23 protein-coding genes are annotated in these 25389 nt (G+C 36.6%); 11 read left to right on the top strand and 12 right to left on the bottom strand.

Annotation, left to right across the window (positions count from 1 at the left end; genetic code table 11):
* Positions 1–60 precede the first annotated feature (60 nt).
* From ACWNCI_RS08190 to proS, 3 genes are all read right to left on the bottom strand, one after another.
* On the bottom strand, positions 61–1401 hold the full coding sequence (locus ACWNCI_RS08190; protein ID WP_449387934.1) for an Nramp family divalent metal transporter: 1341 nt from the start codon (positions 1399–1401) through the stop codon (positions 61–63).
* Between the two features lie 106 nt (positions 1402–1507).
* Positions 1508–2803 (bottom strand): DUF937 domain-containing protein, encoded by a 1296-nt coding sequence (locus ACWNCI_RS08185; RefSeq protein ID WP_449387933.1) that lies wholly within the window; start codon positions 2801–2803, stop codon positions 1508–1510.
* A gap of 126 nt (positions 2804–2929) precedes the next feature.
* On the bottom strand, positions 2930–4405 hold the full coding sequence (gene proS, locus ACWNCI_RS08180) for a proline--tRNA ligase (RefSeq protein ID WP_449387932.1): 1476 nt from the start codon (positions 4403–4405) through the stop codon (positions 2930–2932).
* Between the two features lie 146 nt (positions 4406–4551).
* Here proS and ACWNCI_RS08175 point away from each other — a divergent pair, with 146 nt between their 5' ends.
* Together ACWNCI_RS08175 and ACWNCI_RS08170 are read left to right on the top strand one after the other, a co-directional pair.
* The gene (locus ACWNCI_RS08175) at positions 4552–5619 is read left to right on the top strand and encodes a prolyl-tRNA synthetase (RefSeq protein WP_449387931.1); all 1068 of its coding nucleotides are present in this window, start codon (positions 4552–4554) and stop codon (positions 5617–5619) included.
* 53 nt (positions 5620–5672) lie between these two features.
* The gene (locus tag ACWNCI_RS08170) at positions 5673–7052 is read left to right on the top strand and encodes an OmpP1/FadL family transporter (protein WP_449387930.1); all 1380 of its coding nucleotides are present in this window, start codon (positions 5673–5675) and stop codon (positions 7050–7052) included.
* 70 nt (positions 7053–7122) lie between these two features.
* On the opposite strand, the gene ACWNCI_RS08165 is transcribed toward ACWNCI_RS08170, so the two are convergent.
* Positions 7123–7851, bottom strand: coding sequence for a ZIP family metal transporter (locus ACWNCI_RS08165; RefSeq protein ID WP_449387929.1), 729 nt, complete (start codon positions 7849–7851; stop codon positions 7123–7125).
* Positions 7848–8573, bottom strand: coding sequence for a class I SAM-dependent DNA methyltransferase (locus ACWNCI_RS08160; RefSeq protein ID WP_449387928.1), 726 nt, complete (start codon positions 8571–8573; stop codon positions 7848–7850). Before ACWNCI_RS08160 ends, ACWNCI_RS08165 begins: the two co-directional genes overlap by 4 nt.
* Positions 8574–8707: 134 nt before the next feature.
* On the opposite strand from ACWNCI_RS08160, the gene ACWNCI_RS08155 reads away from it, so the two are divergent.
* Positions 8708–9868 carry a THUMP domain-containing class I SAM-dependent RNA methyltransferase gene (locus ACWNCI_RS08155; protein WP_449387927.1) on the top strand — a complete coding sequence of 387 codons (1161 nt, stop codon included), beginning with the start codon at positions 8708–8710 and terminating at the stop codon, positions 9866–9868.
* Between the two features lie 73 nt (positions 9869–9941).
* Here the strand turns inward: ACWNCI_RS08155 and rsmA are convergent, their stop codons facing one another.
* Positions 9942–10712, bottom strand: a complete 771-nt coding sequence (gene rsmA, locus ACWNCI_RS08150) for a 16S rRNA (adenine(1518)-N(6)/adenine(1519)-N(6))-dimethyltransferase RsmA (protein ID WP_449387926.1) — start codon at positions 10710–10712, stop codon at positions 9942–9944.
* Positions 10713–10803: 91 nt separating this feature from the next.
* Between rsmA and ACWNCI_RS08145 the strand changes: the two genes are divergently transcribed.
* From ACWNCI_RS08145 to rluF, 6 genes are all read left to right on the top strand, one after another.
* Entirely contained in the window at positions 10804–11703 is a 900-nt protein-coding gene (locus tag ACWNCI_RS08145) for a cell division protein FtsX (protein WP_449387925.1), read from the top strand.
* Position 11704: 1 nt separating this feature from the next.
* Positions 11705–12004, top strand: coding sequence for a DUF3098 domain-containing protein (locus ACWNCI_RS08140; RefSeq protein ID WP_346984706.1), 300 nt, complete (start codon positions 11705–11707; stop codon positions 12002–12004).
* Between the two features lie 73 nt (positions 12005–12077).
* Positions 12078–12896, top strand: coding sequence for an undecaprenyl-diphosphate phosphatase (locus ACWNCI_RS08135; RefSeq protein ID WP_346984707.1), 819 nt, complete (start codon positions 12078–12080; stop codon positions 12894–12896).
* Positions 12897–12938: 42 nt separating this feature from the next.
* On the top strand, positions 12939–13637 hold the full coding sequence (truB, locus tag ACWNCI_RS08130; protein WP_449387924.1) for a tRNA pseudouridine(55) synthase TruB: 699 nt from the start codon (positions 12939–12941) through the stop codon (positions 13635–13637).
* Entirely contained in the window at positions 13634–14206 is a 573-nt protein-coding gene (locus tag ACWNCI_RS08125) for a hypothetical protein (protein ID WP_449387923.1), read from the top strand. Before truB ends, ACWNCI_RS08125 begins: the two co-directional genes overlap by 4 nt.
* Complete coding sequence (gene rluF, locus ACWNCI_RS08120) at positions 14206–14928, top strand: 23S rRNA pseudouridine(2604) synthase RluF (protein ID WP_449387922.1); 723 nt, start codon at positions 14206–14208, stop codon at positions 14926–14928. Before ACWNCI_RS08125 ends, rluF begins: the two co-directional genes overlap by 1 nt.
* 46 nt (positions 14929–14974) lie before the next feature.
* Here the strand turns inward: rluF and ACWNCI_RS08115 are convergent, their stop codons facing one another.
* Both ACWNCI_RS08115 and ACWNCI_RS08110 read right to left on the bottom strand, forming a co-directional pair.
* Positions 14975–16276: a helix-hairpin-helix domain-containing protein gene (locus ACWNCI_RS08115; protein WP_449387921.1), complete on the bottom strand. Its 1302-nt coding sequence runs from the start codon at positions 16274–16276 to the stop codon at positions 14975–14977.
* Between the two features lie 128 nt (positions 16277–16404).
* Positions 16405–16749, bottom strand: a complete 345-nt coding sequence (locus tag ACWNCI_RS08110) for a MerR family transcriptional regulator (protein ID WP_029294276.1) — start codon at positions 16747–16749, stop codon at positions 16405–16407.
* A gap of 160 nt (positions 16750–16909) precedes the next feature.
* On the opposite strand from ACWNCI_RS08110, the gene ACWNCI_RS08105 reads away from it, so the two are divergent.
* Complete coding sequence (locus ACWNCI_RS08105) at positions 16910–17791, top strand: AraC family transcriptional regulator (RefSeq protein ID WP_449387920.1); 882 nt, start codon at positions 16910–16912, stop codon at positions 17789–17791.
* Between the two features lie 4 nt (positions 17792–17795).
* Here the strand turns inward: ACWNCI_RS08105 and ccoG are convergent, their stop codons facing one another.
* Positions 17796–19238: a cytochrome c oxidase accessory protein CcoG gene (ccoG, locus tag ACWNCI_RS08100; RefSeq protein WP_449387919.1), complete on the bottom strand. Its 1443-nt coding sequence runs from the start codon at positions 19236–19238 to the stop codon at positions 17796–17798.
* 213 nt (positions 19239–19451) lie between these two features.
* On the opposite strand from ccoG, the gene ACWNCI_RS08095 reads away from it, so the two are divergent.
* Positions 19452–20345, top strand: coding sequence for an SMP-30/gluconolactonase/LRE family protein (locus tag ACWNCI_RS08095; protein WP_449387918.1), 894 nt, complete (start codon positions 19452–19454; stop codon positions 20343–20345).
* An 86-nt stretch (positions 20346–20431) separates the two neighbouring features.
* Here ACWNCI_RS08095 and ACWNCI_RS08090 read toward each other — a convergent pair whose 3' ends face one another.
* From ACWNCI_RS08090 to ACWNCI_RS08080, 3 genes are all read right to left on the bottom strand, one after another.
* Entirely contained in the window at positions 20432–21739 is a 1308-nt protein-coding gene (locus ACWNCI_RS08090) for a DEAD/DEAH box helicase (protein WP_449387917.1), read from the bottom strand.
* Positions 21740–21836: 97 nt separating this feature from the next.
* Positions 21837–22946 (bottom strand): acyltransferase family protein, encoded by a 1110-nt coding sequence (locus ACWNCI_RS08085; protein ID WP_449387916.1) that lies wholly within the window; start codon positions 22944–22946, stop codon positions 21837–21839.
* Positions 22947–25133 (bottom strand): alpha-N-acetylglucosaminidase, encoded by a 2187-nt coding sequence (locus ACWNCI_RS08080; RefSeq protein WP_449387915.1) that lies wholly within the window; start codon positions 25131–25133, stop codon positions 22947–22949.
* Positions 25134–25389 lie beyond the last annotated feature (256 nt).

Below are 25389 nucleotides of genomic sequence, written 5' to 3'. Positions count from 1 at the left end.
GGGTATCCGTTACTATCGCGGCTAGGGTAGCCTGCATCATTATAAATAGGATTTTCCGGACTAAACTCCCTGACCAAAAAATGTCTGATAAAGAAGATAAACATTTAAAACAATGATAATAAAAGAAATAATCCAGACACAGACTTTTAAGAAAGGTTTGTTCACAAATTCTCCCATTTTAGCCTTATCACTCGTAAACATTACCAAAGGAACAACCGCAAAACTGAGCTGCATCGATAAAATAACCTGACTTAAAACCAAAAGTTCCGTAGTCCCTTCTTCACCATATAAAATGGCTACAATCAGTGCCGGAATTACAGCGATTAATCTTGTAATCAGACGTCGCAACCAGGGTTTTAATTTAATATTTAAAAAACCTTCCATGACGATTTGTCCGGCCAGAGTGCCTGTTAAGGTAGAATTCTGCCCCGAAGCCAATAAGGCGATGGCAAAAACAATACTTGCCATCGATGCTCCCAAAATAGGAGTCAGCATTTTATAAGCATCATGAATATCCGCGACATCATGATTCCCGGAAACATGGAAAGTAGCAGCAGCCAAAATAAGAATAGCTCCGTTAATAAAAAAGGCCAGCATGAGAGAAACTGTACTGTCTAATGTTGCAAATTTGATAGCCTCTTTCTTGCCTTTAGCATTACGCGGATAATCTCTTGTCTGCACTATGCTGCTGTGTAAATAAAGGTTGTGAGGCATGACGGTAGCCCCTAATATTCCTATTGCAATATAAAGCATTGCCGGATTTTTTATGATTTCAGCTTTAGGAACCAAACCTCCCATCAGCTCATTGATTGCAGGTTTTGAAATTACCAGTTCATAGATAAAGCAGGCGAGAATAATAAAAATAAGTCCTCCTACAATACTTTCTATCCACCGGAAGCCTTTGGCCTGTAAAAGCAAAATAAACAATACATCAACAGTGGTGATGACAATTCCCCAGGTTAGAGGAATCTGAAAAAGAAGATTTAAAGCAATGGCAGATCCTATTACTTCCGCAAGATCACAGGCTGCAATGGCAATCTCACAGAATATCCATAATATAAAATTGGTTGTCGGACCGAAATGATCTCTGCAAGCCTGAGCAAGATCTCTTTCCGCCACAACTCCCAGTTTTACGGAAAGATGCTGCAAAACCATGGCAAAAATATTGGAGATCAATATCACCGAAAGTAATGTATATCCGAATTGTGCACCGCCGGCAATATCTGTTGCCCAGTTTCCGGGATCCATATAGCCTACCGCAACCATAAGTCCCGGTCCTGCAAAAGCCAGATATTTCCTCCAGAAACTGCCATTCTGGGGAACTTTCACTGAGGAGTAAACTTCAGATAATGAATTGGATGTTTTATCTTTTCGCCAGGCGTTTTTTAAATTCAGGTTCATAAATGTTAGGAATGACTAACAAATGTAATTAAATAAATGAAAACTACAAAATCATAAATAAAGATCCCGAAAAACATTCCGGGATCTTTAGATATATAAATTTGAATTATTTTGTGAATCGTACTGCCATCTTACGGTCAACGGCTCTTTCTGCATCAGAAGCAGAAGCATCAACGGTTGCGAATTGACTTCCGTAGCCATCCGCTCCTGTAATCTGCGATCCTACGCCTTGTTTATCCAGCCATGATCTGATGAAGCTGGCCCTGTCAGCAGATAATTTTTGATTTTTAACTTCATCTCCTGTTTTATCTGTGTATCCTCCGATTTTTATTTTGGCTTCAGGATATGCTTTTAAAATTGCCACTAAATTTTGCAGCTGTCCTTCAGAACCTGATTCAAGTTCAGTAGCGCTTCCCATTTTGAAATTAACGTGGTCAAAGTTGTACCATGTGTCTTTTAAAGCATTATCATCTTTTGCATTTTTATAACCGTCTGATTTCAGGAAAGCAATCATGCGGTCTTCCATACCTCCCTTATATCCTTTTAACGAAGTTCCGTTTAAATCAATATTTTCATCTACCTGTGTTGCTGAGATTCCTGCTGCAGTGTCAGTAGTGGTGTTTACGGTATCTGTAACGACTTCACCAGAATCGGTCATTGTTGAAGTAACTGTTGTTTCTTTTTGCTCACACTGCCTCCAGATAAAATATGCAGCGGCAATTAGAAGCAGTAATGGTAAAAGCCATTTCCAGATTGATCCGCCTCCGGTATTTGTATTTCTGTCCGGAAAAGTTCCGTTAAGTGTAGTACTTCTTGTTACCTCAACTTTTGGCTCTTCTTCAGCCGGCATTTTGATGGCGTCTTTATCATTATCAAACTTATATCTTGCATCCCAGTCACCCATACTTAAAGAGGCAAATGATAAACCTGCAGGTAATAAACTAGAAACAATACCCTTCTGATCACTAAGGAGATTTGAAATTCCTGCTTTATCCAGATTATTATCGGCAGCATATTTTCCAATCGATCCTACAGCAGCCCCTGTTACCAAATTTAAAAGAGAACCTGAAGAATTATTGCTGATTCCCGCATAAGTCGCAACAGAATTAATTAATCCATTCAGCTTATCCCCAAAAATATGAGTCAATACGCTGGCTATAGAAGAGTTGTCCGCAGAATTACCTATAACATTCCCTAAAATTCCACTGGAAGAGGAATTCATAATAGCATCCAAAACGAGAGGATTATCGGAGTTATTAGCAAGACCTCCTACAACGGCGGGTAGTAATCCACCAATTGCTTTGGAGATATCAGATTCACTTTCTCCGTACTGTGAGGCAGCCTGAGATACCAAAGCCGGACCAAGCTGTCCTTTAATAAGATCAATAATGTTTAGAGACATAATAAAATATTTTGAGATTAATGTTGTGTAATGCAATCAAAAACTTGTCCAAAACATTATATTTAAAAAAAATCTGCAAAAATCGATTCGATTTTTGCAGATTTAATAAAGTTTTTATAATTGATTTTAATATGCCTTGGCAAATAAAACCCTTCTTTTGGATGGTTTTCCGGAAATCAGAGAAATTCCTTCTTCAACATCATCATCTAAGGGAATACATCTGATGGTTGCTTTGGTTTCTTCCTTGATTTGCTCTTCTTCTTCTGCAGTTCCATCCCAATGGGCATAAATGAATCCTCCTTTCTCTTCCAGAACTTTTTTAAATTCATCATAAGAATCAACTCTGGTAATATTGTCTTTTCTGAAGTTGACGGCTTTAGTGTAAAGATCTTTTTGAATGGTTTTTAATAATTCTTCAATATAAGAATCCAAACCGTCAATAGAACGAACTTCTTTTGTTAAGTTATCTCTTCTTGCAATCTCTACTGATTTGTTTTCCAGATCTCTTGGTCCCATCGCAATTCTTACAGGAACGCCTTTCAGTTCATATTCGGCAAATTTCCAGCCCGGTTTATTTTGAGTGTCATTATCAAATTTCACGGAAATTCCTTTTGCTCTTAATTTAGCCTGAATATCCAGAGCCACCTCACTGATCTGTTCCAATTGCTCTTCTCCTTTAAAGATCGGAACAATAACTACCTGAATAGGAGCCAGCGTAGGAGGCAGCACCAATCCGAAATCATCGGAATGGGTCATGATTAATGCTCCCATCAAACGGGTTGATGTTCCCCATGATGTAGCCCAGGCATGTTCAATTTTACCTTCTTTATTGGTGAATTTTACGTCAAAAGCTTTGGCGAAATTCTGTCCTAAAAAGTGAGACGTTCCTGCCTGAAGTGCTTTGCCATCTTGCATTAATGCTTCAATACAATACGTCTCGTCAGCTCCGGCAAATCTTTCTGACGGAGTTTTTAATCCCTGAATGACAGGCATTGCCATAAAATTTTCAGCAAAATCTGCATAGACTTTATTCATTTTTTCAGCTTCTTCAACAGCTTCTTCTTTAGTAGCGTGAGCGGTATGCCCTTCCTGCCAAAGGAATTCGGCTGTTCTCAGGAAAAGACGTGTTCTCATTTCCCAACGTACAACATTCGCCCATTGGTTAATCAATATCGGTAAATCTCTGTACGATTGGATCCAGTTTTTATAAGTATTCCAGATAATGGCTTCTGAAGTAGGTCTTACGATAAGTTCTTCCTCAAGCTTGGCATCAGGATCCACAATAAGCTTGGAAGGATTGTCCGGATCTGTTTTTAACCGGTAATGGGTAACAACGGCACATTCTTTAGCAAAACCTTCTGCATTTTTTTCTTCAGCCTCAAATAAGCTCTTGGGCACAAAAAGCGGGAAATATGCGTTTACGTGACCTGTTTCCTTGAATTTTTTATCCATTTCATCACGCATTTTCTCCCAGATTGCATAGCCGTATGGTTTGATGACCATGCATCCTCTTACTCCTGAGTTTTCAGCTAAGTCGGCTTTTACCACCAACTCATTATACCATTTGCTGTAATCTTCGCTTCTTGAGGTTAATTTTGCCATTAATTTTTTTTTAATTTTTTTAACTTTTTTCTATTATTGTTATCTAAAAATAAAAATCTATTTTTGATAGATTTTTGTACCCTGTTAATGGTACATTTTTGGTACAGACTGCAAATATAATTTAAATTAAAAATTTTTACGTTATCATGAAAAGAAATATACATAAAAATTTGCTTGGTATCATAAAATCTAAAGGGATTTTAGCGATATCAGGCGGATTGTTACTTGTGTCTTGCGGCGCCCAGATGGGAGGTTACAGCGAGACAGATGGCGTTTATTACGACCCGAATAAAGATACACTTCCTGAAGGTGTTGTTATCAATGACAGAGGAAACAGAGTAGGAGAAGATTACGATTACTATCAGGATGATGCAAGCGTTATCCAGAATGCGGAAGCCAACTCAAGAGAAGGAAGGTATAATGACTGGAATAACTACAACTGGAATACAACTGCTACAGACTCCGACTGGGGAATGTATGCCGGAAGCCAGACCAATTACTACGATAATTCGTGGGGCTGGGGATACCCTTGGGGCTGGTATGGAGGTTATAGCCCTTACTGGGGCTACGGAGGTTATGGCGGCTGGGGAATCGGTCTTTCATGGGGTGGCTCATGGGGCTGGGGCGGCGGCTGGAATATGGGCTGGGGATACTCACCGTATTGGGGCTACAATCCGTATTGGGGTTGGGGCGGATACTACGGAAACCCTTACTGGGGATATGGAGGCGGATACTGGGGAGGAGGTTACTATGCTCCTTACAGAAGAAGCGGAGCCAATGGAAGAGGATTCAATACTTATAACGGAAGCTTTGCCAATAAATATGGGGTGACTTCCAATTCAGGAGGTTTCAGAAGAAGTACTACAAATACAGGAGGTTTTAGAAATAGTGGTAATAACGGTGGTTTCAGAAATTCTGGTAACAGTGGTGGTTTCAGACCAGGAAGTATGAATGGAGGTTTCAGAAATCAAAATGGGGTAAGACCACAAGGTGGTTTCCGTAATCAGGGACAGCCAAGACCAAACTATAATTATCAACAGCAATCTCAGCCTCAGCCAAGAAATGATGGAGGTTTTAGAAATAACGGAGGTTTTAATAATTCCAACAGCAGCGGCGGCTTCAGATCAGGAGGCGGTGGCTTCGGTGGCGGAAGCGGCGGTGGTGGCTTCAGATCCAGTGGCGGTGGAGGCGGCGGCTTCCGAGGTGGCAGATAATTTTAAATTAATAACTATTCAAAAAAATAATGTTAAAAAAATCTTTAGCAATAATGAGTATTTCTGCTGCATTTTTTGCGCAGGCTCAAGATGTTTCTGTGATAAGAAATACAGTGGATGTTTATTCAAATGCTCCTAATGTAGGGTCGGCAAAATTCAATGCCATGGCCGGATCAAACGGGGCTTTGGGAGGCGATGCAAATTCTTTGCTTACCAACCCTGCCGGTTTAGGAGTTGCTATTTCTGGGGAAGTTTCCGGAACATTGTCTATTACCAGCAATAAAAATACATCTTCTTTCGCAGGATCATCATACGGATATAATATTAATAAAGGAGATCTTGGGAATTTGGGAGCAGTGATGACTTTCCAGCTCATGACCGAAAGTGCGTGGAAATTTATAAATGTCGGTGTTAATTATTCCAATCAGACTATAGACAATTATATCGAAACGCCAGGAAATTCTAATTTAATTTATGATTTTCCCAATAATACCAGTTCTTCTTTTGGCAGACATGCTTATGACAGATACGGTTATTTATCAAAAACAAGTTTTGGGGTAGGAGCAAATTATAACAATAGTTTTTATTTAGGAGCGGGTCTTAATTTCTTTAATTCATCAATTGATCAGTCTGATACGGCTATTTTCAATTCTCTGGCTAACGGAAGTTCAGAATATTTCAGTAAGCAAAACACCCCTTTTTATGAAAAAGGAAATGGTTTTTCTGCTTCATTAGGGGTAATCGGAAAATTTGGTCAGAATTTCAGACTGGGTGCCGCTTTGGAAACTCCTACTTTCTGGAACATCAACAGAAGTTACAATTTCTATAATGATCCTGTTTACGGTGATGATTATGCTGTTGAAGACAGAAAACTAACTTCTCCGATGAAGGCAACCGTGAGTGCTGCATTTATTGCCAGTAAAAGCTTTGCTTTAAACGTTGATTACACCCTGGGATTAACAAAACCTAAGTATAAAGTGTATGGAGGTGCCGAAACTGAATTAAATGATTTCTTTAAGGATAATTATAAAAATCTTTCGGAAGTGAAAATCGGGGCTGAATATCGATTGAAACAGTTCAGATTAAGAGGAGGATATTCATATGCTTCAAGTCCGTTCGATGCCCTTACTATCGACAGATACACTGATAACGGAGGTGTTTCACAGGGACAGTCTTATAATAATCTGATTCTGAATGACAGAAATGCTTTATCGCTTGGTTTAGGATATGATTTCAGATCTTTCTATATTGATGCCTCTTATCAGAATGTAACTTCTAAATATGCTAATCCTTTCCTTTATGGTGTGGTTAATGGCAATTATGAAGCAGGATACTATTCTCCTTCAAATTTAATTTCGAGTGATGCTTATGCAGTGTCAGATGTAAAAAATGTAAGAAATAATTTCTTTATTACATTTGGTTGGAAATTTTAAGCTGCAATAAATATCATATAATAGAAGCTCCGAAGTATTTTCGGAGCTTTTTATTTATTATAAATTAATTTTAATGATGATGTTCCAAATGAGAATGATCATGGAACAGGTGCATGATTAATGCTAATGAAACACCCAGAATAACGAGTCCTATTTTTATCCAGTCTATATTGTGGCTTTTGTTGCTTTCAAAGATGATAACAGAAGAGATATGCAGAAATATTCCTCCTACAATAGCCAGAAAATAAGGCTGTAAATCCGGATTAAAATAATTACCCAATAACATTCCCATCGGCGATGCAAGCGCGAATAAAGCAACAATTAGCAACGACGGATAAGAACTGCTTTTTGATCCTTCCTTTCTGTTAAATAAAAATGCGCCCAATATAAATGATATCGGTAGATTATGAAAAACAATTCCCCAAAGATAAGGCGAAAGCTGATGTTCCTCGTTTGCTAATGGAATCCCTTCAATAAAGGCATGAATAAATAGCCCAACCATTAAGGCGACCGGAAGAATATTATGCTCGTTATGATGATGGAAATGTCCGTGTTCAAAGCCTTTGGTAAGAGCTTCCAGGACCATTTGTAAGAGAACTCCCACAATCACAAAGATTCCGAGACTGCTTCCTGTTTGCGCAGTATATACTTGTGGAAACACTTCATTAAGACAAATGGTGATAAGAAATCCGGCACTTAAAATCAATAAATTTTTTGCCAGTTTTTCTTTCTTACCGAAATGCTTGCCCAGAAATACTCCTGAAATAACACTTAAAATCAGTAAAATAACTGTTGTCATTTTTTCTTAAATAAATTAATACAGCGGGGCGAATTTTCTTTATCAAATCCATTCAGTTGATAATCTCCCCAGATTTTAATTCTTTCAAAACCACATTCTTCGGCATACGAATTAATGGCTTCCCGTGTGTGAAGTTTTACCTTTTCAAAAAAATGGTAAGGTTTCCCTTTGTCTTCAAATCTGATATCTTTGATGATATGTCTTCCTTCTATTTTTTTGGTAACTTTAAACTCAATATCTCCTCTTGTAATAGTAGATTCAGGGATCATATTTTTTCGCACGAATTCTTCATTCAGATAATCCAGAACAAAAAAACCTCCCGGTTTTAAAACATCATAAACTGACTGAAAAACTTTCTTATCATCACTTTCATTGTCAAAGTACCCAAAACTTGTGAAAAGATTAAATACGGCATCCATAGGATCTGCATCAATCTTGTTTCTCATATCGTGAACGTTAAAAACTAAAGTCTGATTTTCAAACTGCCTGTCAAATTCTATACTTTGTCTGGAAAGGTCTAATCCAAGAACGTCATATCCCAATTTATTGAGAAAAACAGAGTGTCTGCCTTTTCCGCAGGCCAGGTCAATGATCTTAGAATTTGGCTCCAGCTGAAGGTCTGTTGTAAGTTTTGTAATAAAGTTTTCTGCTTCTGTATAATCTCTGTTACTATAAAGCAAATGATAATAAGGGGTATCAAACCAAGATTCAAACCATTCCATAATGCAAAAATAACTAAATTTGTGCGGTAAAAGGAAAAAGTATTTAATATTGGAAGATTGAAATATTCAATGAAGCAATTGTTTTATTTTGCAAATTACTCATTTTTAAATATTTAAACCTTTAATAATTGATTATGGATACAGAAAATATAAAGATTCAGATAAAAACATTCTTCGGACTCGAACAGATTTTGGAAAATGAGATAAAAAAGCTGGGAGGAAGAAACGTTGAGGTAAAAAACCGTGCAGTAAATTGTGAAGGTGACCTTGGTTTTTTATACAAAATAAACTATTCTGCAAGAACGGCCCTAAAAATTTTAGTTCCGATACATGAGTTCAAAGCCTTTAATCAGCATCAGTTTTACGACAGGCTTTTTAATTTTAATTGGGAAGAATTCATGGATGTTGAACAGTCTTTTGCCATCGATGCAACGGTAAATTCCGAGACTTTCAAGCATTCACAATTTGTCACTCTGAAAATGAAAGATGCGATTGTTGATTATTTTCAGGAGAAATTCAAACGACGTCCCAACGTTGAAACCAGAAGTCCGGATATTAAATTTCACCTTCATATTGATCGGGAATTAATCACGATTTCTCTTGATTCTTCCGGTGATCCGTTATTTAAAAGAGGATACAGAAGAGAGCAGGGTGAGGCGCCGATTAATGAAGTTCTGGCAAGCGGAATGCTTCACTTGGCCGGCTGGGACGGAAAAGGCAATTTCCTGGATCCTATGTGCGGTTCCGGAACACTTTTGATCGAAGCGGCAATGATCGCCATGGATCTTCCGCCACAGATTTTCAGAAAGAGATTTGCTTTTCAGAACTGGAAAAATTATGATGCTGATTTGTTTTCTAAAATTAAAGAATTCAGAATCAACAGGGTTAAAGAATTTACCGGAAAAATTGTAGGATACGATATTGATGCAAGAATGCTCAACGCTGCCAGAATCAATATTGAAGCTGCTGAAATGGAAGATGTTATAGAAGTAAGAAAGCAGAACTTCTTTGATTCCAAAAAAGAGCTTTTCCCGTTATTAATGGTTTTCAATCCGCCTTATGATGAGAGAATTTCGATTAATGACGAAGATTTTTACAGAAAAATAGGAGATACTTTCAAAACAAATTATCCTAATACTTTAGCATGGTTGATCTCATCGGATCTTGAAGCAGTAAAGAAAATAGGACTTCGCCCTTCCAGAAAAATCAAACTTTTCAATGGAAAATTGGAGACAAGATTCCTGCAATATGAAATGTATGAAGGTACCAAAAAAGTTCACAAACTGGAAAATTGAATTTACTTTTAAATGATAAAAACCTCCCGGAAATTGATATTCTGGGAGGTTTTTATCATTTAAACTAAAATTTTTATTGATTGTTTTTCCAGAGCTGTGTGAAGGAAATAAAATCTGTTACACTCAATTCTTCAGCTCTTTTATCCATAAATTCGTGAGTTTTTAAAGCTTCGGGAATATTGAGAATTTTCAATGCATTTGAGAGTTTTTTTCTTCTCTGGTTAAACCCTGCTTTGACGATCTGTTTAAATAAAACTTCATTTCCGGCAAGTCCTTCTTTCGGATTTCGTGTTATTCTGATGACACCAGATTTTACTTTCGGAGGCGGGTTAAATACATTTTCATGAACGGTAAACAGGTAAGACGTATCATAATAAGCCTGGATCAACACAGAAAGTATTCCGTAATCTTTTGTTCGGGGAACGGCGGCCGTTCTTTCAGCAACTTCTTTCTGGAACATTCCGACCATCTCGGGAATCAGCTCATAGTGATCAATAATCTTAAACAAAATCTGCGAGGAAATATTGTAAGGAAAATTGCCGATAACAGCGATCTGCTCACTATTGGTAAACTGAAAATCCTGTTTTAGAAAATCACCCACAAAAGTCTCTTCCGATACTTTATCGTAATTATTTTTTAGATATTCGATTGATTCTTTATCAATTTCCGCAAGGTAAATATTCTGGTCTTTTTCCAGCAGATATTTGGTAAGAACACCCATTCCTGGACCTACTTCCATGATGTTTTTATAGCCTTCAAAACTCAGACCTTCCACGATTTTCCTCGCGATGTTTTCATCTGTCAGAAAGTGCTGACCAAGATGCTTTTTTGCTTTTACACTCAAAGTTTTTATGATTTTATTAACAGTGATTTTCTCTTTTTCGTTCCCAAATTTCGGAAGTTTTTTTCTATTTTAGCCAAAAATTTTAATATTAATGGCTAAATCTGTAGAGGAATTTAATAAGAAAAGGCTTAGGTCTAGCAATATTACTGTAGTAATAAGTATCGCCTTAGTGTTATTTTTACTAGGATTAATGGGACTTATTTTAATTAATGCCCAGAAATATTCCGATTATATCAAAGAACAGCTTGTCGTAAATGCTTATTTTGATGAAAACTATAATGCTAAAGATTCTCTGAAGATTGCAAAAATGGAAGCTGAGGTTTTTAAAGAAATTCAGACACTGGCCCCTGTAAAAAAAGCGACTTACATTACGAGAGAAATGGCGTCTCAAGAAGCTAAAAAAAGCATGGGAATCGATACAGACGCACTTTTTGAAGAAAATATATTCCCTTCATCCATAGAAATTGCCCTTAAACCGGAATATGTGGATCCTGCAAAAATCGATCAGGCTTTAAAGGCTATTAAAGCAGTTCCGGGGATTATTGATGTGAAAAATGACAGTACCTTAATGGTTGATGTTTACAATAATTTAAGCCGAATCCTTAAGTGGATTTTAGGTTTCTCCATACTATTTTTAATACTGGCGGTCGTGCTGATCAACAACTCGATCCGCCTGAAAATATTCTCCAAAAGATTTATCATTAAGACCATGCAGCTGGTGGGGGCGAAAAGAAGATTTATTCTTAAGCCTTTTATTATTGAAGCTGTGGTTTTGGGTACAATTGGCTCTGTAATAGGGCTTTTGGCTCTGTTTGGACTCTGGTATTACTTTACAAGTCAAATAGGCTCTGCCTTTGTACAGGACAACAATCAATATTTCTGGCTGGTATTACTGGTATTCGGAGTTGGAATTTTTATTACGGTCTTAAGTACGGTGATTGCCACCTGGAGATTCTTAAGATCAAACGTAGACGATTTATATTATTCTTAAAATGAGCAAAAAAACAAATAAATTTTCCGCAGACAGCTTTGGAAAAGAAATAACTGAAGCACCTCAGGAAAATACATTCTATTTCGGAAAGCAGAACTTCAAATGGATGCTTATCGGTCTTGCATTTATTGTAGTAGGTTTTTTACTGATGATGGGACACGATGCCAATACCGTAGACGGAAAATTTGATCCGAATTCCTGGAACGAAGATATTTTTTCTATTCGCAGAATCAGAATTGCACCTTTATTCGTTGTAATCGGTTTTGTTATTGAAGTTTACGCGATTTTGAAAAGAAAATAAATACATTTTATAAGGTACAACTTTGTCAAGGTTCTGAACTTTGACAAAGTTTTTTTTGATAAATACAAAATTTATGGATTTAATCAAAGCAATAATCATTGCTATCGTTGAGGGGTTAACGGAATACCTTCCAATCTCCTCAACCGCACATATGGGGTTTACAGCAAGCCTGATGGGGCTGCCGGAAGACGAGTTTTTAAAAATGTTTCAGGTTTCTATTCAGTTTGGGGCGATTCTTTCTGTTGTAGTGGCATACTGGAAGAAATTCTTTGATCTTAAAAATTTACAGTTTTATTTTAAACTCGCTTTCGCCGTAATTCCTGCTTTGGTTTTGGGATATCTTTTTGATGATAAAATTGAAGCGGTTTTGGGAAATCAGATCGCTATATCATCGGTTTTGGTATTGGGGGGTGTGATTTTGTTATTTGCGGATGAATGGTTTAAAAATCCTAAAATTGACGACGAAAAGGGGATTACTATAAAAAAAGCTGTTACGATCGGTTTTTGGCAATGTTTGGCAATGATGCCCGGAACCAGCCGAAGTGCAGCTTCCATTATCGGTGGGATGACGCAGGGATTAACCAGAAAAGCGGCGGCAGAATTTTCATTCTTTCTCGCAGTTCCTACGATGCTGGCCGTAACGGTTTATTCCATTTTTGTAAAAACCTGGGGTAAAGAAACGGCAAATCCACAGAAGGGCTACGAAATGATTATGGCTTCACAGGATCATATTACTATTTTTATTGTAGGAAATATCGTTGCTTTTGTTGTTGCATTAATCGCCATTAAAGCATTCATCGGCGTTTTAAATAAATATGGTTTTAAACCTTGGGGCTGGTACCGTATTTTTGTCGGAGTAGCTTTATTGATATATTTCTATTTTTTTAAATAAGTTTTAAAAATAAATATTAAATTACTTATTACTCATAAGCTAATGACTGCTGAAGATTTACAATCAGGACACCTATTTTTACTGGACAAACCTTTGGATTGGACATCATTTCAGGCTGTCAATAAAATGAAATATAAACTCAAAAAAGAGTTTAATCTTCCTAAAAAATTCAAAATTGGTCACGCCGGAACTTTGGATCCGAGAGCAACCGGACTTCTGATCGTCTGCTGTGGAAAATTCACGAAAAAAATTCCTGAAATTCAGGACGCGCCCAAAGAATACTGGACAGAAATAAAAATTGGAGTGCAGACCGAATCTTACGATACCGAAAAACCTGAAATTCTTCATCAGGATATTTCGGATGTTACGGAAGATCAGATTAGCAATGCCTTGCAAAAATTTATTGGTGAAATAGATCAGACGCCGCCGGTGTTTTCTGCCATAAAGATTGACGGAAAAAGAGCGTATGATCTGGCAAGAGCAGGAGAGGAAGTGGAAATGAAATCCCGAAAGACAACTATTTTTTATCTGAATGACGTTAAAATTGATCTTCCATTCGTAAGTTTCACGGTGGGCTGTTCAAAAGGAACCTATATCCGAAGTCTTGCCTATGATATCGGACAGGAACTGGGAGTAGGAGCGTATCTTACACAATTGAGGAGAACCAAAATCGGAGAATATAACATTGAAGAGGCAACGTCTGATTTTTTGGATAATGATTTTAAATTTAATAAACCATGAAAAAAAAATTACTTTTGCTGTTGGCTTTGATTTCTTTCTCAGTCATTTTTGCTCAGGAAACGAAGGTTTCAAAGACGATGGGATTTTATTTTAATCCGTCACTTAATCTTGGGTTTAAATTAAATAAAGAAAAAGAAGTTCCCAACAATACACAATACATCAATTCCGAGCCTCCAAGGAAATTCACATACGGAATTACTGCTATTGGCGGTTACAATTTCCTTCCTAACTTTGCCTTAGGCGCAGGATTCAGATATAGTTTTATTCAGGATAATTATCATCTGATCTACCTGATGGTACAGCCTAAATTTATTTTTGATCCGGGCGACAGGTCTTTTTATATCGAATTAAATTATGGTAAACAGCTGAATAACGCAGTCGTTTCTGATGCTGAATTTTGGGGAGGAAGACTGGGAATGCAGGTTTCCTATTCAAAGAGATTAAGTCAGGAAGGAGGTATTTTTCTGGAAAGTCATAAACTGGGGAATTCCAGTCCGTTTTTTGTTGGTTTGAGCTATGGTGTGACTATTTTCAGTAATAAAAATTATACAGGTTACGGAGAAGATTAATGGAAAAAACACGTATTAACAAATATCTTTCAGAAGTTGGCTACTGCTCCAGAAGAACGGCAGACAAGCTTTTGGAGGAGGGAAGAATTAAGATCAACGGAAAAATTCCGGAAATGGGAACTAAAGTTTCCGATGAAGATGTAATTGAGGTCGACGGTAAACCCATTCGCGAACTGGAAGAAGATCATGTTTATATAGCATTTAATAAACCTGTAGGTATTGTTTGTACAACGGACACCAAACGAGAACAAAATAACATCATCGACTATATTAACCATCCAAAAAGGATTTTTCCTATAGGACGTTTGGATAAGCCAAGTGAAGGACTAATTCTTCTGACCAGTGATGGTGATATTGTGAATAAAATTCTACGGTCGAGAAATAATCACGGCAAAGAATATATTGTGCGGGTTGACAAGCCGATTACCCCAAAATTCCTCGATAAAATGCGAAACGGAGTACCGATTTTAGATACCGTCACCAAGAAGTGCGAGGTAGAAAAAATTGACGAAATGAATTTCCGCATCGTTTTAACACAAGGATTAAACCGCCAGATTCGCAGAATGTGCGAATATCTGGGCTATGAAGTTAAAAAGCTGAAACGCATCAGGGTTTTAAATATAAAATTAGACCTTCCTATCGGAAAATGGAGAGATCTTACGGAAGACGAACTTTCAACGTTGCAAAGACTTGTTGAAGATTCAAGTAAAACATTTGATTAAGTTGCATTAATCGTAAATCATTAAGTATTTCGATCCATCAATTATATTATTTAAGGTAAAGCTTCATTCTCGCTTCATATTCTGGTTTAGTTCTCAGTAGTTTCCAAATTTTCTTTTCATCTTTTTCACTGAGTCGGTAAAAGATGATTTTTTCTGCAGAATATTTGAAATAAGGATGATTTTTCAGCCATTCTTCCGGAGCATCCATTAATGTATATTTAGGAACGTTTGAGGTGTTTAGCTGAGCTACAGAAAGTAATTTCTTCATTAGTTCCGGATCGATGTTGTAAGTGGTTAAAATTTGCTCTTTACTAACAAATCCTCCTAATTTTTTTCTGAAACCAAGCATGGAACCGGCCGCTTTTTCATCGAACCCAAATTCCATGAGCTGTTTAAAAGTAATAGAATTTAAATCAACTTTTGAGAAATCAGTTTTTTCCTGTTGTTTGATTTCGGATTTTTGAATTCCATTATTTGCTATTGTTGCCGGATTTAATCTGATAAAAGGCTTCATTTCCTCGAATTTTTCAACGGAAATCACAAAGCATTTCTGAATGTCTTCTATACTTTTAAAGCTCCCTTTTAAATTTCTATTGCGGTAATTGACAATCGTTTGTGCCTGTTTTTCGGAAAAACCAAATGATTTCCAGTCCTCTAATTTCAAAGTATTCGGATCGAAAGCATGATATTGGATTTTGGTGTTATTAGCACTTAAATTTTTAGCATACTTATTATAATTCGCAGGCGTCTTTTCAGGCAAAAGCAGGTAAGGATTGATCTTTTCAAAGTTTTCTTCACTGATGATAAAACATTCTTTGAATTTCTCTTTGCTCACAAAACTGCCTCCCAGATAGCTTTTATATTTTATAATAGCTTCTGCCTGTCGTTCAGAAAATCCCATTCTTATCCAATCATTTACTGAATAAAGATCAGGATTAAATTTACCGGAAACTGTAATTAATTTTTTCTCAAAATTTTTAAAATGAGAGAATTTAGCTTCACGACTATTTTCCGGTAAAAGAATATACGGTTCAAGTTCAGAAAATTTTTCACTCGAAATGGCAAAGCATTTTCTGAATTGTTCTTTGGATGAAAACTCTCCCCCAACCACTTTTTTATAGTTGAGAATTGTTTTAACCTGCTTCGTAGTGAAGCCTAAGTTCTGCCATTGCTTTTCATCCAGCTCATTAGGATCAAATTCTGCTAATTTTAATACGGTGGAATTATTGGTGATAAAATGGACCTCAGAAAAATCCTCTTTTCCCTTACTTCTGTATTTTTGAAAAGCAAATAAAATAATCAAGAGGATTCCAATACCTGCTAATCTTTGGTAATAACTTTTTTTCATTGCCGTAAACTTAATGATTCTTTCAGTTATTAGCAATGAGCAAGTTACGATTGATTGAGTTTAGAATATAAATTCAGATAAATGATTAAAAAAATAAATCTATTTAAAGAATAAACTTAAAATTTTATTTACTCGCTGTCTTTTTCAACAAGAGAATCTTTAAGTTTCAGCAATTCAGCTTTTACAAATTCAAGTCTGTCGATCAGGGTAATGGTTTCCGAGATTTTGCTGTTGGTAGTAAGTGCAATTTTCGCCCCGTCAAGGGTATAACCCTTTTCTTTAACCAAATGATAAATGATCTGAAGATTTTTTATGTCTTCCGGAGTGAAATATCGGTTACCTTTTTTATTCTTTTTAGGTTTGATAATAGGGAATTCCTGCTCCCAATAGCGTATCAATGAAGTATTTACATCAAATGCTTTCGCAACTTCTCCTATAGAATAATACAGCTTATCTGGTAAATTTATCTTCATTTTTGAAATCGTAATTCTCAAAGATAAAAATTTTTTAATTTTCTTCAGCAATATAACGCCTGAAAAGTTGATCTTTACGTATTATTACGGTAAAATTCATTTTCGGACTTGATAACATTATTGTTGTTTTTCAGTATTTTTGGACTAAAATAAAACCAACGTGAATTCTATTTCGGTACTCAATATGGATTTGTTTCAGGGAGGGAAAAATACCTCTGAATTTTATTTCAGTACCCTGAAAAAGCATTTGATCGTGGGTCACCGGCATTTGGAAAAACCTCACCGTCACGATTTTTATGCCACCATTCTTTTTACACAGGGAAAAGGTATTCACGAAATCGATTTTCAGAAATATGACGTTTCTCCGGGGAGTCTCTTTTTTATGTCTCCCGGACAGATCCATAGCTGGGAGCTTTCTGCGGATATCGACGGTTATATTTTCTTTTGCTCTCAGGATTTTTATGAAATACATTATGTGAACCAGAAGCTCAGGACTTTTCCTTTTTTCGGATCAGTGCATTTTCCGCGAAAACTTCAGCTGGATGATGATTATTTAAAAGAATACATCTATATTATCCATAAACTTGAAAATGAATATCATTCTCAAAACTTCATGAAAAACGGCTTGATATTATCACTACTGTCACAGGTTTTTATTCATTCTACAAGGTTGTTTTCAAAAGATTTTGACCATCTTTCTTCATCCGTCGGTCTTTCCTACTTTAAACATTATCAGGATTTTGAAGATCTTGTTGAGGAACATTTTACCAAAGAAAAATCTGTTGCATTTTATGCCTCTCTGATGGATATTTCCCCCAAGCATCTGAACCGGATCATGCAGACGGTTGTCAGGAAAACGGCAACAGATCTCATCACGGAAAGAGTAGTTCTTGAAGCCAAAAGAATGCTGATCTACCTTGATGAAAGCCTTGGAGAGATCGCTTTCCGTCTTGGATATGAAGAATATTCTTATTTTGTAAGAGTTTTTAGAAAATCTTCCGGGATGACTCCGACGCAGTTTATTAAAATGTATAAATCATAAAACATTATAATACCAACTGGAAAGGCCCTTCAAAAATGGTATCGAAAGAATCGACAAGATTTCCTTTTTCATCAAAAACTCCGATCGTCATATTTTGCTTTGAAAATTTAATCTCTTTTTCAGGGAAAGAAATATTGATATTTCCTTTTAAGATCTGATCTCCTTTTAACGTAATTTTTTCATTGCCAAAGAATTCTATTTCTGCATTTTTAGGATTCAAAACTTTTATGGTTAATGTTTTCTTTTCATTGGACTTATTTAAAAGAGTATAAATAAAAGTATTCGTTATTTTTCCGTTTTTAACGAAAAATGTTGATCCTGCCGGTTTAATGAACTTGGCTTCCATCGAACCTCTGTCGTACATTAGAAATCCTAAAAATCCTATTAACAAAGCTAAGAAAACAGCCGTCGCTTTCATTCTGGAAGTAAATGTAAATTTTTCCTGATTTTCAATTTCGGCTTCTGTGGCGTATCGGATGAGTCCTTTCGGAAGGCCTACTTTTTCCATTACTTCATTACAGGCATCAATGCAAGCCGTGCAATTTACACATTCCAGTTGTTGGCCGTTCCGGATGTCTATTCCCGTAGGACATACGATCACGCATTGATTACAGTCGATACAATCTCCTTTTCCGGCAGTTTTTCTGTCTTCATTATTTCTCCATTTTGAACGGTTTTCACCTCTTCTGAAATCGTAATACACATTGATGGTATTTTTATCAATCAAAACGCCCTGCAGCCTTCCGTAAGGGCAGACCAATGTACAAACCTGCTCACGAAGCCATGTGAAAACAAAATAGAAAATAGCAGTAAAAGCAACCATTGCAATAAATTTGAATGGATTATCTGCCGGCCCATGAGAAATAATTCTGAAGACTTCTTCGTAACCAACAATATACATGAACATAAAGTTGGTAATAATAATAGAAATTACTGCAAAAACAGACCATTTTAAAATCCTTTTCCTGATTTTTTCGTTGTCCCATTCCTGTCGGTCGAGTTTTATCTGCTTGTTACGGTCGCCTTCGATCCAAAATTCTATTTTTCTGAAAACACTTTCCATAAAAATGGTCTGAGGGCAAAGCCAGCCACAGAAAATTCTTCCGAAAACCACAGTGAAAAGCATGACGAATATTACCGAAGTCACCGCCCCCAAAGCAAGAATAAAAAAGTCCTGAAGATAGAAAGGTTGTCCGAAGAAGAAAAATTTCCTGTCGATCACATTAAACATAAAAAACGGATTGTTATTGATTTTCACAAAAGGCAATCCAAAAAAAAGCGCGAGCAGGAGATAGCTTGTATAATTTCTGTAATTGGTGAATTTTCCCTTTGGCTTTCGGGGATAGACCCATTTTCTTTTTCCGGTTTCATCCATGGTGCCGACTGAATTTCTGAAATCCTGATCGTCTTTTTCCAGCGTCTGAAAGCTGTTGGATTGTGTATTCATCGTTTTAATATTAATTTCAGGCCGAAAAGAGCATTGTTGTCCCCGGTCTTTGCAAAGCTCATGAATAATGCCTTTCAATACTAATATGATCTTCGCTTTAAATAGGATAATTAGGACATCTTAAAAATTATTTCTAATGTTCATAAATGAGAAAATAATCTTTGAATCTCTTTCAACAAATCGTAAATTGTACCCTTAAAAATTTAATGTTGTATGAAAAATATCCTGCGGCTCGCTCCGGTTGGTTTGGTTTTAGTATTACTTAACTGCAAATCAGTAAATACTAATAATATGTTTTATGAAGATGTAAAGCCGGAAAGAATTTCGGATCAGTTTACTTTTACAGAAGGCCCTTCTTCGGATAAAGAAGGAAACGTTTATTTTACCGATCAGCCCAATGACAAAATTTATTACTGGGACTGGAAAACCAATAAAGTGGTTGAATTTTTAGACAAAACAGGCAGAGCCAACGGTACACATTTCGACAAAGATGATAATCTGATCACCTGCTCTGATGATAACGGCGAAATCTGGAAAATTTCAAAAGACAAAAAAATTCAGGTTTTACTGAAAGGATTTGAAGGCAAAAGATTGAACGGTCCGAATGATATTTGGAATGATAAATTCGGCGGAATGTATTTTACAGATCCTTTGTATGAAAGGGATTACTGGATCGATTTTAAACAGGAGCTTCCACATAAAAGCCTTTATTACAGGAGCAAAGACGGAAATGTTTCAAAAATTGAAACATTTGCACAACCTAACGGCATTGTAGGAAGTGAAAAATTTAAGAAGCTTTATGTTTCTGATATCGATGCCGGAAAAACCTACGTTTATGACATTTTGGGAGAAGGAAAGCTTTCTGAAAAGAAACTGTTTTGCGAAATGGGCTCAGACGGAATGACAATAGATAAACACGGAAATCTTTACCTTACCGGAAAAGGCGTGCACGTTTTTAATAATGAAGGTAAAAAAATCTACCACATCCCTATCGATGAGGATTGGACGGCAAATGTTACATTCGGTGGAAAAGACCATAATGTATTGTTTATCACTGCTAGTAAATCTGTTTATACCTTACCAACAAAAGTGAAGGGAGTAAAATAATTAAAGGTTGAGGCTAAGGTTAAGATTAAAATTCAATAATTTTCTAATACTTTACCCTAGCCTCAACCTCAACCTTAAACTCAATCTCAATAAGCCACTTCCATTTTCACTTTTTTGCCTTTGAGTTTTTCATTGGCGAGTTTTTTCAGAAGGATATTTATTTTGTTTCTTGAAACCGCAACATAAGAAGTCGAATCTTTCACTTCGATCAGTCCTACATCTTCTTTCTGGAGTTCGCCTTTCTTAAGCAGGTAGCCTACAATGTCCACTTTGTTGACTTTATCTTTTTTTCCGGCGCTGATATAAATGGTCTGGAAATGCGGCTTTTCCGGAACTTTAGTAAATCCTGCAACACTTTCCTCCGGAGTATCATTTTTAATGAAAGGGAAATTTTCCTCCGCAGTCATGATCAGATAGACGAAGCCTTTTGTATTCATCCTTGCGGTACGGCCGTTCCTGTGAATGAAAGCATCTTCCTGATACGGTAACTGGTAATGTACAATCGATTCAACCTCAGGTACATCCAATCCTCTTGAGGCCAGATCGGTAGTGATTAAAATCCTCGCCGAATCGTTTTTGAATTTCAGCAAAGCACGTTCTCTTTCGTCCTGTTCCATTCCGCCGTGGAAAGTTTCCCGGTCGATACCTTTTTCACGCAAAAGTTCAGAAATACGGTCCACCGCTTCTCTGTGGTTACAAAAAATCAATGTTCTTTTATTGCCGATCTTGCAGATCAGATTAAACAGAGTATCTAATTTTTCTTCGGAAATGGTCATTACTTTTTTTAACTGAATATCCGGCTTTGCTTCGGCTAATTTTAAAAAATCAACCACTTTTTCATTTTTCAATCCTGTAAACTCAGGAATTTCATCCATTGCTGTTGCGGAAGTCAGAATCCTTTGTGAAACATTTTTTAAAGAATTGGAAATGAATTCCATATCTTTATGGAAACCCAGTTCGAGCGCTTTGTCGAATTCATCCAAAACCAACGTCTGAATTGTTTTCGGATCGAAATTATTGTTTCTTAAATGATAAACAATCCTTCCCGGTGTTCCTATCAAAACCGCCGGAGCCTGAATTAAATTATTAACTTCAATCTTTTTGTCGTGACCGCCGTAGCAGACCGAAACTTTAAAATCGGTTCCCATCGATTTGAAAACCTGCTCGATCTGTAATCCCAATTCTCTTGAAGGAATTAAGATCAAAGTCTGAATTCCGGGCGTATTCTTCTTAAGATTTCTGAGAACAGGAAACAGAAAAGCAAGTGTTTTCCCTGAACCGGTAGGAGAGAGCAAAACAACATCTTGATTATTTTCCGTAGCTTTATATGCAGATTTCTGCATCTGATTCATCTCCTGAATCTGCAGTTTTTTGTAGATCGATTCTAATTCCATGGTGCAAAGGTAATGAATTTGGTGTTGGTTGCCGTGGGATGGTTTATTTTGAAATTAAACATTAATATAGTCAACGTTGATTCACAGAGAGAGTTATTTAAATTTTGATATATATTCTTTTTTTATCGAGCCAGTATCCTACACCCCAGCAAATCATCATTATAGAAAAAGCAAATAAAAATGCTCCGTTGTAATCTCCGAATTTTGCGAAAATATTTTTATAAATCCATGAATAACTGCTGATTTTTCCGACCGGAATATAATAAAGAACAATAGGTAAAATCTCTGAGAACAGATAAATAGCCAGTGTATTTTTTCCGAAAACCTGAAAAAAGTAAATGCCATTGGATTTTTTTAGAAAATCTGAATAATAGATAATTATTCCCAGAATCATAAGGTCCAATCCAATGGTAAGAAACACATACGAGCTTGTCCAGAGCTTTTTATTGATCGGAAATTCATAATTCCACATAAATCCTGCAGCTAAAAGAACAAACCCGGTAAGGAATAGCTTCGAAAGCATTTCATAATTTATGCCTTTTTCCCGGATGTATTTTCCGGCAAAGTATCCTGCAAATACATTGACCAAAGCTGGAAAAGTACTTAGTAAACCTTCCGGATCAAACGCAAATCCTTCACCTTTGTACAGGTGATTTTCTCCAAAAAGACTTAAATCTAAATCGAGAACCGGGTTTTTATGAATATCATATGGGCCATATAAAATAAAAATAATCCAGTAAACCATTAAAATTACTGCGCTAATGTATAGCGAAATCTTTGGTTTAAAATAATATAATAAGAGCGAAGCAAGTCCATAGCAAATAGCAATACGCTGCAAAACCCCAAAAATTCTTGTTTCTGAAAATGGAAAGGGCAGTTTGTTGAAATCCGGATCCAATTTATAGAAAGGGAACCAATACATCAGAAATCCCAGAAGAAAAATGATGAAAGTTCTTTTAAAAATTTTGTACAGGACTTCACGCTGAGACATGGTTTTCCATTTATCCATGACAAAACTCATTGAGTTTCCGACAGCAAAAAGGAATGACGGGAAAACGAGATCGGTGGGTGTAAATCCGTTCCAGTTGGCGTGTAATAGAGGTACGTAAGTGGTTGCCCAGTTTCCTGATGTATTGACGATAATCATAAAACATACGGTCATTCCACGGAAAACGTCAAGCGAAAGAGAACGTTTACTTTTTTCCATCTATTTGGTATTTAATATTAAAAGTGCATATTTCTGATATAATAATTTGCTGATCTTTTTTGCGTCACCATGAGGCTGGTCCGGATAAGCATTTTGTTTTTCGCTCCACTCCCAGGAGAAATCATCTACTTTTTTCAGGATTTCTTTTTCATCGACCGGAATGTTTCGTTCAGCACTTTTGATTGAAGCATTAATAAAGATCCGCCATCTTTCACCATAATAATCTTTCATGAGTCCGGAAATAGAACGGTTGCCGTAGTCATTCAATCCTTTCCCTTTTTCTCCCCAAACGGTAATGATTTTTCTCGCATCCTTTTCATAATAAGCCTTTTCACCGGGAATATCTGTCATTGCCTTAGCATCATTAATCCATTTTCCAACCAGAAAATTCTTGTTGGCAGATAATAACAGATCTATATCACTAATAAGATCCAGCATTTTTTTTCCTGATTCTTTCATCGCTGGAATGTCTTTTTTACGATAGGCTAGGGTAAATGAATCTCTCAGCACCGGAAAATAATTTCCTATGACTTGTTTTCCCACGACTACAAGATCGTCCTTATAATTATCGGTATCTGATTTACTATCAATCAGAAGTTTCCAGGCTTGCAGCAGATCTTTGTTGCTGTAATTGATGGTGAAATTGGTCGTCCAGCTGCCTGATTTTTCAAAAACCGGTTTGGAATTGGTAAGATCTGCATTTCCCAAATCTGCGGATTCGGTATAGATTTTTTCTGATAAAATTTTCCAGGCTTCGGATGTTTGAGAATCTGTGCTTCCTGATCTGGAATGAGCATAATTTAATATAAATTCTTCTTTTGATTTTGAATGCGTCCAGGCCTTATTTAAAACAAATTCATACATCATCGGATTGTTTCCAAAGCCTTCCAGCGTGGCTCCTAGTCCCCAGAGGTTTTTACCCCCGTTTTGATATGTATTTTCAATTCTTTTATCAATTTCAGCCAGGTTTCCTTTAATAGAGGTATTTCCTCCAAAGTTTCCGAGATAGCACCAGATATAAGGCTGACCAAAAAAGGAATCGGTAGTTTTCCATATTTCAGTGTGATCGCAATAATAATCCAAAAGAATCATTTTGTCTTGTGGAACTGCCTGTAGGAAAGCCTTTATCCTTTCGGTGGTCCATTTATCTTTTTGAAAATAAAATATCCATCCCATTTGTAGCCATTGTGCTTTTTCATCTACTTTAGCCATTGATGTATAAATGTGTTGTGATACATTGGCAAGATCTTGTGGTTCCCAGCTTGGCGGCGTGACTTCATTGAAAGGATCTGTTCCGTAGATGTGATCTGTTCCGAATAATTTAGTCTGCTCTTTAAGAAATTCTTCCTGAATTTTTTCAAAAAGAGGGTCAAAGGAATCGAGAAAATAGCTTTCATATTTCCGGTCAAAATCTCCCCATTCTCCCAGCGAAGTAATCTTTGCATTCGGAAATTTATCTTTGAGAATCTTTGGTACGTGTCCTGCAAAGGCCGGCAAGACCGGTTTCATGTTCAGTTCACGCTCTCTTTTCAAAATCTTTTGTTGCAGTTCGGCCTGTCCGTCAATCCATGACATGGGCAGCGGCCCTTCCCAGTGATCAATATTGGCCATTCTGTGCCATGGGAGATAAGCTGGACCGGTGAAATAACTTCTGATTCCCTCTTCTGAAAATCCGAATTTCTTCCATACATTCAGCCATATTTTTTCCTGTCCGGTTATGGCAAGAGGGAGATTAACGCCATTCATTGCCATCCAGTCGATGAAGCGTTCCCAGTCTTTCCATTTCCACCAGGGCATTGTGTAGCCGAATGTGCAGTAATTCAGAAAAAAACGGTTATTAACGCGAGATTCGTTTTTTACAGTTCCTGAGAGTTTAGGAAATTCTGCGGGAACTTCTATCCGGTTATCGGCATACCATGAAACAGAGGTTTTGCAATAAGTTATAAGGAAAAAATTTAATCCTACCGCCATAGAATTTGCGGAATTCGCTGTGATGATAAGGTGGTCTTTTTTGTACTCAAGCTGGTAGAAATCCTTTCCGGGACCCATTTCTTTTTTGAATATTATTTTATCTTTATATGCCGGGGCTATTCGCATCAGAAGTGCTTTGGCCGCTTCGGTATCATTTTGTGCATACAATAAACGGATAATCAGAATTAGCAGTAAAGAAGCGAGCTTTTTCATCATTCAAAAATTTAAGGTTAAAGATAAAAAAAAATATTGTCTCATTTTGATATTTTAATAATTAGCTATTGAGTCATCAACTCATCCATTGAAAGGTAGCATGAAATTCTTGAATTGTATAAGTCAAAACTGCAAAATACTATTTAATTAAATCTGAAAATCAATTAATTACAGGTTAAAAATCAAAATTCTGAATTGTTGTTTATCTTAAATAAAATTACTATCTTTGCACCCACTTTTGTGGCGAAAAGGTTTGAAA

This window comes from Chryseobacterium lineare (assembly GCF_977014045.1).
This window is presented reverse-complemented; position numbering and strand designations above follow the sequence as displayed.

What these genes read in the sequence shown, in the direction of transcription:
- ACWNCI_RS08190 (WP_449387934.1), bottom strand. Translation starts at nt 1,401, where the DNA reads ATGAACCTGAATTTAAAAAACGCCTGGCGAAAAGATAAAACATCCAAT.
- ACWNCI_RS08185 (WP_449387933.1), bottom strand. Translation starts at nt 2,803, where the DNA reads ATGTCTCTAAACATTATTGATCTTATTAAAGGACAGCTTGGTCCGGCT.
- proS (WP_449387932.1), bottom strand. Translation starts at nt 4,405, where the DNA reads ATGGCAAAATTAACCTCAAGAAGCGAAGATTACAGCAAATGGTATAAT.
- ACWNCI_RS08175 (WP_449387931.1), top strand. Translation starts at nt 4,552, where the DNA reads ATGAAAAGAAATATACATAAAAATTTGCTTGGTATCATAAAATCTAAA.
- ACWNCI_RS08170 (WP_449387930.1), top strand. Translation starts at nt 5,673, where the DNA reads ATGAGTATTTCTGCTGCATTTTTTGCGCAGGCTCAAGATGTTTCTGTG.
- ACWNCI_RS08165 (WP_449387929.1), bottom strand. Translation starts at nt 7,851, where the DNA reads ATGACAACAGTTATTTTACTGATTTTAAGTGTTATTTCAGGAGTATTT.
- ACWNCI_RS08160 (WP_449387928.1), bottom strand. Translation starts at nt 8,573, where the DNA reads ATGGAATGGTTTGAATCTTGGTTTGATACCCCTTATTATCATTTGCTT.
- ACWNCI_RS08155 (WP_449387927.1), top strand. Translation starts at nt 8,708, where the DNA reads ATGGATACAGAAAATATAAAGATTCAGATAAAAACATTCTTCGGACTC.
- ACWNCI_RS08145 (WP_449387925.1), top strand. Translation starts at nt 10,804, where the DNA reads ATGGCTAAATCTGTAGAGGAATTTAATAAGAAAAGGCTTAGGTCTAGC.
- ACWNCI_RS08140 (WP_346984706.1), top strand. Translation starts at nt 11,705, where the DNA reads ATGAGCAAAAAAACAAATAAATTTTCCGCAGACAGCTTTGGAAAAGAA.
- ACWNCI_RS08135 (WP_346984707.1), top strand. Translation starts at nt 12,078, where the DNA reads ATGGATTTAATCAAAGCAATAATCATTGCTATCGTTGAGGGGTTAACG.
- truB (WP_449387924.1), top strand. Translation starts at nt 12,939, where the DNA reads ATGACTGCTGAAGATTTACAATCAGGACACCTATTTTTACTGGACAAA.
- ACWNCI_RS08125 (WP_449387923.1), top strand. Translation starts at nt 13,634, where the DNA reads ATGAAAAAAAAATTACTTTTGCTGTTGGCTTTGATTTCTTTCTCAGTC.
- rluF (WP_449387922.1), top strand. Translation starts at nt 14,206, where the DNA reads ATGGAAAAAACACGTATTAACAAATATCTTTCAGAAGTTGGCTACTGC.
- ACWNCI_RS08115 (WP_449387921.1), bottom strand. Translation starts at nt 16,276, where the DNA reads ATGAAAAAAAGTTATTACCAAAGATTAGCAGGTATTGGAATCCTCTTG.
- ACWNCI_RS08110 (WP_029294276.1), bottom strand. Translation starts at nt 16,749, where the DNA reads ATGAAGATAAATTTACCAGATAAGCTGTATTATTCTATAGGAGAAGTT.
- ccoG (WP_449387919.1), bottom strand. Translation starts at nt 19,238, where the DNA reads ATGAATACACAATCCAACAGCTTTCAGACGCTGGAAAAAGACGATCAG.
- ACWNCI_RS08095 (WP_449387918.1), top strand. Translation starts at nt 19,452, where the DNA reads ATGAAAAATATCCTGCGGCTCGCTCCGGTTGGTTTGGTTTTAGTATTA.
- ACWNCI_RS08090 (WP_449387917.1), bottom strand. Translation starts at nt 21,739, where the DNA reads ATGGAATTAGAATCGATCTACAAAAAACTGCAGATTCAGGAGATGAAT.
- ACWNCI_RS08085 (WP_449387916.1), bottom strand. Translation starts at nt 22,946, where the DNA reads ATGGAAAAAAGTAAACGTTCTCTTTCGCTTGACGTTTTCCGTGGAATG.
- ACWNCI_RS08080 (WP_449387915.1), bottom strand. Translation starts at nt 25,133, where the DNA reads ATGATGAAAAAGCTCGCTTCTTTACTGCTAATTCTGATTATCCGTTTA.